9 protein-coding genes and 1 pseudogene are annotated in these 13,014 nt (G+C 63.6%); 4 read left to right on the top strand and 6 right to left on the bottom strand.

The annotated features are described in order from the left end of the window. Positions 1-253: 253 nt before the first annotated feature. The 3 genes and pseudogenes from mobB to KW825_RS07730 all read right to left on the bottom strand — a co-directional run. Positions 254-763, bottom strand: a pseudogene (gene mobB, locus KW825_RS20745) (molybdopterin-guanine dinucleotide biosynthesis protein B); the annotation flags it as partial. Continuing rightward, positions 760-1,416 carry a molybdenum cofactor guanylyltransferase MobA gene (gene mobA, locus KW825_RS07735; protein WP_218328837.1) on the bottom strand — a complete coding sequence of 219 codons (657 nt, stop codon included), beginning with the start codon at positions 1,414-1,416 and terminating at the stop codon, positions 760-762. The pseudogene mobB and the gene mobA, both read right to left, overlap by 4 nt. A gap of 275 nt (positions 1,417-1,691) precedes the next feature. Further along, positions 1,692-2,279: a TMEM175 family protein gene (locus tag KW825_RS07730; protein WP_218328836.1), complete on the bottom strand. Its 588-nt coding sequence runs from the start codon at positions 2,277-2,279 to the stop codon at positions 1,692-1,694. A gap of 265 nt (positions 2,280-2,544) precedes the next feature. Between KW825_RS07730 and KW825_RS07725 the strand changes: the two genes are divergently transcribed. The 4 genes from KW825_RS07725 (at position 2,545) to KW825_RS07710 (ending at position 7,677) form a co-directional block, all read left to right on the top strand. Next, on the top strand, positions 2,545-4,254 hold the full coding sequence (locus KW825_RS07725; RefSeq protein ID WP_042653891.1) for an NAD-dependent malic enzyme: 1,710 nt from the start codon (positions 2,545-2,547) through the stop codon (positions 4,252-4,254). A 378-nt stretch (positions 4,255-4,632) separates the two neighbouring features. Further along, the gene (locus tag KW825_RS07720) at positions 4,633-5,871 is read left to right on the top strand and encodes a uracil-xanthine permease family protein (protein WP_042653890.1); all 1,239 of its coding nucleotides are present in this window, start codon (positions 4,633-4,635) and stop codon (positions 5,869-5,871) included. A 196-nt stretch (positions 5,872-6,067) separates the two neighbouring features. After that, complete coding sequence (locus KW825_RS07715; RefSeq protein ID WP_218328835.1) at positions 6,068-6,805, top strand: dienelactone hydrolase family protein; 738 nt, start codon at positions 6,068-6,070, stop codon at positions 6,803-6,805. A 296-nt stretch (positions 6,806-7,101) separates the two neighbouring features. Continuing rightward, positions 7,102-7,677 carry a YSC84-related protein gene (locus tag KW825_RS07710; RefSeq protein ID WP_252994762.1) on the top strand — a complete coding sequence of 192 codons (576 nt, stop codon included), beginning with the start codon at positions 7,102-7,104 and terminating at the stop codon, positions 7,675-7,677. Between the two features lie 93 nt (positions 7,678-7,770). On the opposite strand, the gene KW825_RS07705 is transcribed toward KW825_RS07710, so the two are convergent. From KW825_RS07705 to mscK, 3 genes are all read right to left on the bottom strand, one after another. Further along, positions 7,771-8,784, bottom strand: coding sequence for a beta-propeller fold lactonase family protein (locus KW825_RS07705; RefSeq protein WP_218328834.1), 1,014 nt, complete (start codon positions 8,782-8,784; stop codon positions 7,771-7,773). A 110-nt stretch (positions 8,785-8,894) separates the two neighbouring features. Next, positions 8,895-9,506: a LysE family translocator gene (locus tag KW825_RS07700; RefSeq protein WP_218290021.1), complete on the bottom strand. Its 612-nt coding sequence runs from the start codon at positions 9,504-9,506 to the stop codon at positions 8,895-8,897. Between the two features lie 131 nt (positions 9,507-9,637). After that, positions 9,638-12,958, bottom strand: a complete 3,321-nt coding sequence (mscK, locus tag KW825_RS07695) for a mechanosensitive channel MscK (protein ID WP_218328833.1) — start codon at positions 12,956-12,958, stop codon at positions 9,638-9,640. Positions 12,959-13,014: the final 56 nt, after the last annotated feature.

Raw genomic sequence — 13,014 nt, 5'->3', positions numbered from 1 at the left:
GTTCGATCAGACAGTTGGCTGCGGGGAGGGCAGAAGGCATAAAAGCACTTGTCGGGCTGACCTGCAAGATGCCATTGGCATCCTGGCCGAGATGAGCGGGCAGATAGCCGTCGCCCGCCGGGTTGGGGATAGCCGTCATGGCCAGGGCGCTGAGACGCAGTGGCTGCCGGATGAGAGCCTGGCTCGCCAGCAGGGCCGCCTGCGCCGATGGCTGGTCATGGTCGGTAAGCCGGTCTTGCTGGCCGCTGGCCCCTTGCCGCTCGCCCAGCCAGGCGCAGATAAAGTCGGCGATGGCGGGCAGCGCCTCGAAATCGAACTGGGGCAGGGTGGTGGCCTGGGGGCTGTCGCTCACCAGCGCCATCACCTCGCCATCCTCCGGAAACAGCAGTGGCCGACCGATGGCGCTGCGATGCAGCTCTATCTTGGGGAAGTGCTCGTGCTTGAAGCCTTCGATCAGCAGCAGATCGAGCTGAGCCCAGTCGAAGCCGGCCAGCAGGGCGGAAAAGGGAGGCTCGCCGTCCGGGGTCTCGACGATGCGGGCGTGGCGCCGGCTCGAGGCCGCCATCACCTGCCGGGCGCCAGCCTTGCGCAGGCGATAGCTGTCCTTGCCCGGCTGATCCATGTCGAAATCGTGATGGGTGTGCTTGAGCACCCCGAGCCGCAGGCCGCGCTGGCCGAGCAGGGGGATGAGCCGCTCCAGCAAGGTGGTCTTGCCGGTGCCGCTCCAGGCGACGAAGCCGAGCAGCGGCAGCCGGGAGATCATGGCCGCGCTCCCCCCGCCAGCGGTGCATTTTCAGCCAGCAGACGCGCCTCGTAGGCCGAGAGCTCGCGCGGATCGTTGAGATTGATGAAGGCGTCCGGCTGATCGGCAAAGTGCACCACCGCCATCCGGTGGCGGCCGAACCAGCAGGCTATCTTGCGCTCCCCCTCGGCCAGCGCCTGCTGCAGGGAGGGAAGCAGCGACTTGTGCAGCAAGGCGACCACGGGTTGCAGATGCTGGCCGTCATGGGCCACCACCAGCTCGGGGAGCAGTCCGGCCTCCGGCGTCAGCGCGGCGCGAAAGCGGCGCATCAGATCCCGCGGCAGGCCGGGGCCGTCACAGGGCACGAACAGCACCCAGTCGTGGTGGGTGGTGGCCAGGCCGGCCTGCATGCCCGCCAGCGGGCCGAGGAAGTCATGGTTACCATCCTCGATGACGGGGGCTAGCTGCCGATAACGGGCCTGATTGCGGTTGGCGTTGATCAGCAGCTCGTCCACCTGGGGCCGCAGCCGCTCGAGCACATGTCCGATGAGGGGCCTGCCCGCCAGGGGCACCCAGCCCTTGTCTTCGCCCCCCATGCGGGTGGCGCGGCCACCGGCCAGGATCACGGCGGAGACGGGAAAGTGGTCACTCGGGGTTGCAGGATCTGGGGTCATGTCGCTCTGTCGGGTTCGGTGAGATGGATTCTGGCCGCGGGCTTGTTGCTGGCGCTGTTGCCCTGTGCAGCGGCAAGGGGCCAAGGTTGCTGACCCTGGGCTCTAGGCCCGGCTCCGGCCGATCTTGCGCCAAGGGGGCCGGCAGGGCAATGGCATTTATAGCCGGATGATGCGCATCCCGCGGTGATCCAGGTCAATCTGATCCACCTTGAGTCCTTCGTTGTGCCTTGGTACGGCACGGCCCCTCGTTGCCGGGAGCCAGAGCAAGGAGAGAGCTAGTCGGCCTCATGCTCGGCCAGGATGTGCTCGATGCGGCTATCCGGCACCAGCCAGATCAGGGCGGCCAACACATAGATAAGCTGGGACAACCACTGGGCCCAGAAGGCGGCCAGGATGGCGCTGAAATGGAGCAGGGGAGAGATCTTGCCCTTCCAGTCAGTGCCGAGCGCCCGTTTGAGCAGTGAGTGGGGCCCCTGAGAGCGGATGATCAGCGCCTGCAGCAGGAAGTAGGCGATGGCGGCCATCAAGAGTACCAGGCCATAGAGGGCCGTCGGCAGGCTGGCGAAGTGGTTCTCCCCCATCCAACCGGTGGCAAAGGGGATCAGGGAGAGCCAGAACAGCAGGTGCAGATTGGCCCAGAGGATGGGGCCGGTGATCTGGCGGCAGGTGTGCAGCATGTGGTGATGGTTGTTCCAGTAGATACCCAGGTAGATGAAGCTGAGGACATAGCTCAGGAACACCGGCAGCAGCGGGGTGAGTGCCTGCCAGTTGGCGTCGTGGGGCACCTTGAGCTCCAGCACCATGATGGTGATCAAGATGGCGATGACCCCATCGCTGAAGGCTTCCAGTCGAGTGCTTCCCATGATGACCTTCCTTGAGTCAGGTGCTCTGGTGTTGTGTGGCCGGCTCGGCAAGCCGAATAACGGGCGGCAGCTTGTCCATGGGTTAGCTTAGCCACAGGCAGGGGGATTGGCAGGGAGGAGGTCTGTGGGTCGGGGAGAAGGCCGGGGTGGGCGACTTTATGCCCGGCTTCACAAAATGGGTAAGGCAAAAGTTATATGATTGATTTCATTATGTGTCTCGCTTCTTCGCCGCAATGGCACTTCCCACGTATCAAAGAGAACGACTATGGCTACCGGACAATATCTGCTGTGGAAAGACGCACAGGGAGAGGACTTTCGCCCCGTTGCACTGACTGGCACCGATCTGCTCAACGATCGCAATCTCAACAAGGGCACCGCCTTTACCGAACAGGAGCGGGCCGACTTCGAGCTCGACGGCCTGCTGCCACCCCAGGTGCAGACCTTCGAGGCCCAGCTGGATCGGGTCTATCAGGGCTTCCTGAGCGCCTGCAGCGATATCGAGAAGTATCAGAACCTGCGCGCCCTGCAGGATCGCAACGAGACCCTGTTCTACGCCCTGCTCTCCCGTCACGTGGAGGAGATGACCCCCATCATCTACACCCCGACCGTGGGCAAGGCGTGCCAGGAGTTCAGCCACCGCTACCAGAAGGCGCGCGGCCTCTACATCACCCCGAAAAACGTCGATGACATGGGCTCCCTGGCCCGTCACGTGGACAGCAAGTCGGTGCGCATCATAGTGGTGACCGACAGCCAGGGCATCCTGGGGATCGGCGATCAGGGGGTGGGCGGCATGGGCATTCCCATCGGCAAGCTCTCTCTCTATACCCTGGCGGCCGGCATCCACCCCGCCTGCTGCCTGCCCATAGCGCTGGACGTGGGCACCGACAATCAGACCCTGCTCGACGATCCCATGTATCTCGGCCAGCCCCATCGCCGCATTCGCGGCAAGGAGTATGACGACTTCATCGACAAGTTCGTGGCCGGGGTCAAGCGCCACTTCCCCAATGCCGTGCTGCAGTGGGAGGACTTCAGCAAGTCCAACGCCTTCAACAACCTGTCCCGCTACCAGCAGGCGCTGCCTTCGTTCAACGATGACATTCAGGGCACCGGGGCCGTGGTGCTGGCGGGCATCATAGGGGCGGTCAAGGCCAAGGGCGAGAGCCTGGGCCAGCAGAACTACCTGGTCTATGGCGCCGGTGCCGGCGGGGTCGGGGTGGCGGATCAGATCTGTGCGGGCATGATCCGCGAGGGGCTGGATCCACAGGCGGCGCGGGATCGCATCTATATCCTGGATACCCAGGGGCTGGTGTGTGACAACCGGGAGGGGCTGGACGAATACAAGCGCCGCTACGCCAAGCCGGGCCTGCTGCTGGCGCAGTGGGACCTGCAGGGCAAGGCTGGCCTGACCGAGGTGCTGCGCCATGTGCCCATCACCGTGCTGCTGGGTACCAGCGGGGCGGGTGGGGCCTTCCAGGAGCAGCACATCCAGCTGATGCTGGAGCACTGCGATCGCCCCATGGTGTTCCCGCTCTCCAACCCGACCGCCAACTGCGAGGCGTTGCCGGAAGACATCTACCGCTGGAGTCAGGGCCGCGCCATCGTCGCGACCGGCAGCCCGTTCAAGGACGTGCACCACGAGGGGCGGGATTACCGCATCGGCCAGGGCAACAACGTCTTCATCTTCCCCGGCGTGGGCCTGGCCGCCATCGTCAGCCAGATCCGCGAGATCAGCCCCGACATCTTCACCACCGCCGCCTTCGCCCTGGCGGAGTGCGTGAGCGAGGCCGATCTGGCGCAGGGCTCGGTCTATCCACGGATCCGCGAGCTGCGCAGCATCTCGGTGCACGTGGCGACCGCCGTGCTCAAAGACATAGTGCGCCGGGATCCGTCCCACCCGCTGATCGGTCAGGATCTGCAGCAGCACATCCTGAGCCACATGTGGGAGCCGCTCTATCTGCCCTATCGCCGGGTCTGATCGGGTAAGGCGTTGACGAGAAGAGGGGATGGCCTGGCCATCCCCTCTTTCGCTGCGGTTCGCCAGGGCCCGCCATCCTTTGTCTCGCTTGGCCCTGTCGGCAAAAGCTCGGGTCGGCGTTCAATATTTGAACCCGTTGCCGCCCTCATCAATAAGCGGAGCTGGAAAAACGTTTGGCGCCGACCATAAAAGTGCGTAAAATCGCGTATTCGATGCTTGTAGCAACGAATCCCGCCTAAAAAGCCAGTTTCATGCCCTCCCCAAGCAGTAAAAGGTAACAAATGACGCCTTGTTGCGCATTTCACGCCTTGAAAATGTGTTGTGATGACTGAAAAGTGTCAATTATTCCTGTCAGTCATCAAAAAATTAAGGACACCCATGTTTTCCTTGGTCAAGCAAAGTGTCGCCGGGCTGCAAATTCTGTTTGTCGCCTTCGGTGCCATGGTTCTGGTGCCCCTGCTCACCGGATTGAACCCCTCCATGGCCCTGCTTGGCGCCGGTGTAGGCACCCTGCTGTTCCAGCTCTGCACCCGTCGTCAGGTGCCGATCTTCCTCGGCTCCAGCTTCGCCTTCATCGCCCCCATCATCTACGCCACCCAGACCTGGGGGCTGCCGTCCACCATGTTCGGCCTGTTTGCCGCCGGCTTCATGTACTTCATCCTGGCGGCGCTGATCCGCGTGCGGGGCATGGGCTTCGTGCACAAGCTGCTGCCGCCCGTGGTGATTGGCCCGGTGATCATGGTGATCGGTCTGTCGGTCGCCCAGGTCGCCTGCAACATGGCGATGGGCCGGGCCGGAGGTGAGCAGGTGGTGGCGCCTGCCACCGCTCTGACCCTGGCGGGGATCTCCCTGGCGGTGACCCTGATCGCGGCCGTGTTCTGCAAAGGCTGGATCAAGCTCATCCCCATCCTCTCCGGCGTCATCGCCGGTTATGTGGCCGCGGTGCTGATGGGACAGGTGAGCTTCGAGGGCATGGCCAACGCCCCCTGGCTGGCGCTGCCTCACTTCGAGACCCCGGAGATCAACTGGGCCGCCGCCCTGTTCATGCTGCCGGTGGCCATAGCCCCCTGCATCGAACACATAGGTGGCGTGCTCGCCATCGGTGGTGTGACCGGGCAGGACTACACCAAGAATCCGGGCCTGCACCGCACCCTGGCCGGTGACGGCATCGGGGTCTGCTTCGCCGGCTTCATCGGTGGCCCGCCCGTCACCACCTACGCCGAAGTGACAGGCGCCGTGATGATCACCCGCAACTTCAACCCGGTCACCATGACCTGGGCCGCGGTGTTCGCCGTGATCCTGGCGTTCTTCGGCAAGTTCAACGCCCTGCTCACCTCCATCCCCATGCCGGTGATGGGCGGCATCATGCTGCTGCTGTTCGGATCCATCGCCGCCATCGGCCTCAAGACGCTGGTGGAGTCCAAGGTGGATCTGGGCCTCGCCCGCAACATCGCTATCGTCGCCGTGACCCTGACCGTGGGTGTCGGCGCGCTGGAGATGAAGATAGGTGACTTCGCCCTGGCGGGCGTGGGTCTGGCCTCGGTGGCCGCGATCCTGCTCAACCTGATCCTGCCTGCTCACTCCGAAGAGGGCGTGATGGACGCCGCAAAGGATTAAGCGACGGCGTCTCGCCAAGGGTTAGCAGCCAAGAGGCCACCTTAGGGTGGCCTCTCTTTTTTGGCTCGGTTTCATCCTATCCGGCTTCTCTCTGTTCGGTGGTCAGCCGCAAGAGGGCAACGCTGGAGTCCCGACACACGGCCCTGGAGCCTGGCGACTACAATCATGGGCGTCGTTCACGATCGAGGAGATGGCGATGAAGAAGGCATGGATCCTGGCCCTGCTCGGGCTGATATGGAGTGGGGCCAGTCAGGCTGGCGCGGTGCGTTACGACATCGATGGCCAGTCATTCGAGGGCTATTACCTGGCCGCCGGCCCCAAGGCGCCGCTGGTGCTGCTGGTACATGACTGGGACGGTCTGACGGACTATGAGGTCAAGCGGGCCGAGATGCTGGCGGCGCTCGGCTACAGCGTGTTTGCGGTGGACCTGTACGGGGTCGGAGTGCGGCCGACGGCCACGGAAGAGAAGAAGAAGCTCACCGGGGCTCTCTATCAGGACAGGCCGAGGATGCGCAAGCTGCTGGCGGGGGCGTTGGCCGAGGCGGGCAAGCTGGGCGGGCGGCTCGATAACACTGTGGCGCTCGGTTACTGCTTCGGCGGGGCGGCTGTGCTGGAGCTGGCCCGCAGCGGCGCCGAGCTCAAGGGGGTGGTGAGCGTGCACGGCGGGCTGGAGACGCCGGCCGGCCAGGACTACAAGCAGACCAAGGCGAGCCTGCTGATCCAGCATGGCAGCGCGGATCAGGCGGTGTCGCTTGGCCAGTTTGCCGGGCTCATCTCCGAGCTGGAGAGCGCGGGCATCAAGCATGAGGCCATCAGCTACGGCGGGGCCCCCCACGCCTTCAGCGTGTTCGGCTCGGAGAATTACCGCGGCGATGCCGATGCCAAATCCTGGCAGCGCTTCACCGAGTTTCTCGGCGAGGTGACCAAGGGGTAGGGCGGCCGGTGGCAGGCAGGGCCAGATTGGGCCGCCATGCCACTAACACCTTGTATCTGTGTCGGTTTGTCGCACCCGCCCGCATGAGTGCCGGCGGGCGGGTCAGCAGAAGTTCAGTGGAAGCTGGTTATACTGACCCAATGAGGTACTTGTATCCGGTGAGAGCCCATGGGCGACGGAGTCTGAGCACCGATAGTGGGTCACTGGGATTACCTCTGACTTGTCCAGGAGCGGGAGAGGGACTGTGTAACGTATGACAGCCTCATCCCCGTAGTTACATACAAAGGAGTAATGACATGCGTGACTTGCGTCTATGGAGCCCGATTTTCATCATATTGCTGTTGGTGGGTTGTGCCAAGGGAGACAACCCTGCCGAGCAGCGCAGCAACATTCAGCAGATGCGTCAACAGACGCTGTCCACGCTGTATGGGCAGAATCCGAACATCAGACAGGAAGTGGCAAGATCCAAGGGCTATGCCGTCTTTAATAATGTGAACAATAACCTGCTGGTGCTCAGCGCGGGGAGTGGCTATGGCGTACTGCGTGACAACCGCACCGGTCGTGACACCTATATGAAGATGGCGACTGCCGGGATGGGGATCGGCATGGGGATCAAGAAATTCCAGGCCGTGATCATCTTCAACGATACCGCCGCACTGGATCGCTTCATCACCACGGGCTTCGATGCCAGCGCCCAGGCGGACATGGCCGCCAAATCGGCCAACGATGGCAAGGTGGTGGTCAGCGAGGCGGCCAACGCCGATTTCCAGAAGGTGAAGATGTATCAGCTCACCGAGAAGGGGGTCGCGGTGCAGGCCACCATGCAGGGTTACAAGTACTGGCCGGATGATGAGCTCAACGGCACCAAATAATCTCCGCTCGGCTTGATACAACGAAGGCGCGGTGCTCCAACGAGCACCGCGCCTTGTCATTCATGGCTCTCTATTCCCTCTCGACAGACGCCCTTAGCGGGCTTCGCCCTCCAGCGCCAGCACCCTAATCCACATGGCCCCTTCCCCCACGGGTTGGCGGGTTGAGAGGCTGAGCTGGCCCGTCTGTGCCGCGATGCGGTGCACGGCCAGGCTGTGGGACGTCTGCCCGGCGGCGATCAGGTAGTGGCCGCTGTGGTCGATGGCAAAACCACGGGGGCAGGATTCGGTCGGGAAGTGGCCCTGCAGGGTCAGGGCGCCGTCTCCTTCGTCGATCCCGAACAGGGTCAGCAGGCTGCTGGCGCGTTCGCTGGTATAGAGAAAACGCCCGTCTGGGCTGAGGTGGATATCCGCCCCCCAACGCTCCCCTTCATAGCCTGCCGGCATGATGTCCAGGCTTTCCCGCGCACTGATGCGACCATCCGGCTCCCGGTGATAGCGGTTGAGGGTGCAGTCGAGCTCGTTCAGGCAGTAGAGATCGCCATTGGTCGGGTGCAGCGCCAGATGGCGCGGCCCGGCACCGGCGGCGGTGTGGAGGTCGCCTTGCGGATGGGGGCTCAGCCGGTCCTGGTCGTCCAGAGCGAAGCGGCGGATGGCGTCGTCCTTGAGGCAGGCGACCAGCAGCTCCTGATGGCCTTGCTTGTCGTGCAGCAGGGTCACCGAGTGGGCGGCCATCAGCTTATCGATGCGCTGATGGGGCGCCAGCACCCGACCGGCGGCATCCATGCGCGAGACGCTGACGTGGTTGAAGGCGTAGGAGGCGGCGAAGAGCAGCTTGCCCCGAGCGTCGGTGCAGGTGTGGGAGGCGCTGCCTGAGAGCGGCGCCGAGGCGGGCGTCCCGAGCCGACCGTCCGCCGCTATGGGGTAGCTCAGCACCCTGAAGTCGGGCCGCACACCGGCATAGAGCCAGCGCTTGTCCGGGCTGATGACCAGCGGCTGCACTTCACCCCCGGTCTGGACTTCTTGCAGCGGGACCAGCTCATTGTCCTGCAGCTGAAAGACATGGATCAACCCGCTGACCGGGTTGGCGACATAAACGACTTGCTGCATTGCTCGCTCCTGAAAGTGAGGGGGGCCCGCGTCGGCCACCCGTCACGGGGAAAGGGGTCTGGAGGGATGGTCGCACGTATGGGGCCCCGCATCCACAGGGCCTGTGCCGCTCAGCCCGGCGGGCTCAGCAGCTCGTACATGACGGGGGCAACCGACAGGGCCAGCAAGGCTGCCATGGCATGGTTGAAGCGGCGGCGGGCGAGCGTGCTGGTCAGCCAGCGCTTGAGTAGGGAGCCAAACAGCAGCCAGAGTCCGACGCTGGGGAAGGAGACGACGAAGAAGGTCAGGGCTATGGTCAGGTTCTGCTGATAGAAGTCGGCACCTACGCTGGTGAAGGCGGCGATGGCGCCGGTGGCGACCACCCAAGCCTTGGCATTGACCCATTGGAACAGGGCCCCCTTGAGAAAGCCGAGGGGGCGAGCCGCGGGTTGCCCCGTGATCTCATCCGCCGAGCGGGCGATCAGCCAGGCCAGATAGAGCAGGTAGAGGGTGCCCACCCACTTGATGATCAGGTGCAATCCGGGGAAGAGGCTGAACAGCTGGCCGAAGCCCAGCCCGACCAGCAACAACATCAGGGTAAAGCCGACGCAGATCCCGGCGAGCAGCGGCAGGCTCCGCCTGATCCCAAAGTTGGCCCCGGCACTCATCACCATGATGTTGTTCGGCCCCGGGGTGACCGATGCCGAGATGGCAAACAGCACCACGGCGTAGAGATAGTCCATTGCGATCCTCGTGCGATAACCGTCCATAGTCCTCTCTATATTGGGGGTTCCCTCCCGCTTTCAAGCCCGGCCGTCCAGGTAAAAAAACAGGCTCCGTTGAGGAGCCTGTTTGCATGTTAAGGAGGTCGGGATCAGGCGGGGTTGCCGTCGCTTGCCGGTGGCAGGCTCCGGTGGGATTCCACCTTCTGCTCCTCCCCCTTCATGTTCTTGATGTAGACGTCCATCTGGTTGAACGCGATGTCGATGCCGTGCTCGCGGAACAGCAGGTCTATCTTGCGGTTTAGCTCATCGATGGCCGGGTTGCGATCGCCGAGCTCGCTCACGAAGAAGCGCAGCTCGTGATCCAGGGTGCTGGGGCCGAAGGTGAGGAAGTAGACGATGGGGGCCGGATCCTTGAGCACCCGGCTGTTCTCCATGGCCGCCTGCATCAGCAGCTTGCGGGTCAGCTCCAGATCCGAGCCATAGGCCACCCCGACCCGGGCGATGACCCGGGTGACGGTGTCGGACAGGGACCAGTTGACCAGTCGCTCTATCATCAGCTGCTGGTTCGGGATGATCACCTCCTTGCGGTCGAAGTCGGTGAGGGTGGTCGAGCGGATGCGGATCTTGTTGACGGTCCCCGAGATGGTGCCGATGGTGACGGTGTCGCCGATCCGGACCGGACGCTCGAACAAGATGATGATGCCGGAGATGAAGTTGGAGACGATCTGCTGCATGCCAAAGCCGATACCAACCGAGAGACCCGCGGCCAGCCACTGCAGCTTCTCCCACTGGACCCCCAGCATGGCCAGCGCCGTGAGCGAGCCTACCCCGATCAACACATAGTTGAGCATGGTGGTGAAGGCGTAGGCGGTCCCCTGGGCGAGGCGCAGCTTGGAGAGCACCAGCACCTCCAGCAGGCCGGGCAGGTTGCGGGCCAGCGACAGGGCCGCCCCGAACAGGAACAGGCCGGTCAGCACATCGCTCAGGCTGATGGGATAGAGCACGGCATTGGCGCCGGTGCCCTCGCTCTTGTGCCACAGCACCACGCTGTCGAGGTAGGTGAAGACCGCGACCAGATCGGACCAGAGCCAGTAGAAGGCGACGCCGAACACCAGCAGCAGCATGATGCGGGTCAGGCGCAGGGATTGCTGGCTGGCATCCTCCAGATCCATGGGCTGCTCTTCGATGGCTTCGCCCCCTTCCGCATCCTCCTGGGATCTGTGTTCCCGCTTGGCGACGGCGCGGCGATAGGCCAGGCGGCGGGCCGCCAGCTCTAGGCCGCGCAGGGCGGTGCGGTAGACCAGGCCCCAGATGATGATGAGATAGAAGGATTCGATCAGCCGGCCGGTCAGCTTCAGGGCCGTGTAGTAGTAGCCCAGCGCCGCCAGCACCATGAGTGCCAATGGGGCCAGCGCCAGGGCGACCGCCGTCAGGGTCTGCACCATGCTGGCCTCGCCCTTGATGCGGGCGCGGGAGATGGGCAGCACCAGGTAGGCGGTCAGACCGAGCAGCAGCATGGTCAGCGCCTGTCCTATCACGTCATTGCCCAGGGAGGAGGGTTCAACCACCGCCTTGGTCGACAGCATGATGAGCGGCAGCAGCGGCAGCCAGAGGTAACGCATGCTGTTGCGTTTGGCCTGCAGCTCGGCCCTCGGCAGGCGGAAGTGGGTCTCGCCGAGGCCACCGGGTCGCATCACCGACAGGTAGACGCTGAACACCAGATAGCCGAGTGCCAGGTTCAGGGTGATCTGGAAGATGAGCTTGGGGCTCAGCAGACCACAGTAGGTGAGCCAGAGTCCGGCGGCCAGGATGAACAGACTGCCGGGCAGGCGCTGCAGCACGGTGTAGAGCAGGGCGCGCGGGGTGTGCCACTGGCTGTCCTGGCGGAAACGGCCGAGATCCTTGGTGATTGCCTGCTGGCGCTTGAGGAAGGTTGGCCGCTTCCACAGCAGCAGACCGCCGACCAGCAGCAGCGGGAAGGCGAGCAGGGAGACCGGCAACAGCATCTCGCCCCAGCCACTCCAGTCGGGCTTGAGTACCCAGTCGGAGGCTTGCTTGTAGGCCTGGGCGGGCCAGTTGATGAACCACTTGCCATCGATAGGCTTGTTGCTGCTGACCCAGAAGATGTGTTGTTGCAGGGTGAATTCGATGGAGGCATAGACCCGGGTCAGCTGCTGCTGGGTCAGCTGCAGGCTGATGGCGTTGGTCAGCTGGCTGTCGAGCTGGCGGTTGAGCTGATCGAGCAGGCTGATGCGGGTGTCGAGCAGCTTGGCCAGGCTGGCCTTGTCCTCTTCGCTGACCGGCTCGCTGCTGCTGGCTACCAGGTTATCCAGATACTGGGTCTTCTGGAACAGCTGATCCCGTTGCTGGCTCAGCTCGAACTGGGCCAGATGCAGATCGGCTATCTGCTCCTCCAGGTTCTTCACCAGGGTGGAGGGGGCGGCCTCCAGCTGCTGGTAGAGCTGGTAGAGGATGCGCGACAGCAGCAGGTTGCCCTTGAGCATCTGTACCTGTTCGTTGAGGTTGCGCTCGGTCTGGGTGCCACGCTCCAGCCAGCTCTTGGCCTGCAGGTTTTTCTGTGCGAGCGAGTTGAGATTGGAGGTGGCGCTGATCAGTTGCTGGCTGAGCTGGTGGTTGAGTTCCTGCTCTTTTTGCACCAGCGGGTTGTCTGCGATGGCCACCAGCTCACCGGTCTGTTCGGCGGCCTTCTCGGTGTCACCCAGACGCTTGGCGCTGCTCTGCTCCTGCAGGGCCAGCAGCTTCTGCTCCTCGCTGGCGAGGCGGGCACTCTGGTAATCGCGCTGCTTGACCGCGAGATCCTGCATGCTGGTACGGTTGTCCAGCTCCTTCTGCAGGTTGGCCAGCTGCAGGTCCAGCAACACCAGCTCGGTATTGAGCTTCATCTTCTCGGCGCTGCTGATAGTGTCACCTGAGTTCAGGCGGGAGCGGATCTCCTGGCTGCGCTGATAGGCGCGGCTCATGTTGGCCTGGGCTCGCTCAGGCAGGGTCTGCAGGCTGGTGATCTGGCTGCCGATGGTGCCGAGGGCCTCCTGAGAGGCCTGCAGGTTGGCCATGATCTCGGCCTGGCGGCTGTCCAGCTCCGCCAGGCTCATGCTGGCGTATTCGCTCTTGAGCTGCTCCGGGCTCTTGCCCTGGGTCAGGCCGTCGAGCTTGGCACCTATCTCCTTCATCTCGGTGGGGAGGGTGCGTATCCGTTGCGTCTGCGCCTTGGCCTTCTCCTGCTCCTTCTCGATGTTGTCGAGCAGGCTGAGGGTATCGGTCAGAAACTTCTGATCGGCCTGTTGGCTGACGGTGAGGGTATCCGATTTGCCGAGGGCATCGAGCGCCCGTTGTACGGTGGCGCGTTGGGGCACATCCTGCGCCATGGCTTGCGGGGCGCAGAGGCTGATGAGTAAACAGAGCAGCGGCAACAGGGTGGCCGAGACTCTTCTGAACTGTGTTGAGGGCATAAAACTTCCGGGTTATTACGCGAAATTTGGGAGGTTTCCCCCGTGGGGGAAATCCG

Source organism: Aeromonas sp. sif2433 (assembly GCF_019218705.1).
Lineage (GTDB): Bacteria > Pseudomonadota > Gammaproteobacteria > Enterobacterales > Aeromonadaceae > Aeromonas > Aeromonas encheleia.
This window is presented reverse-complemented; position numbering and strand designations above follow the sequence as displayed.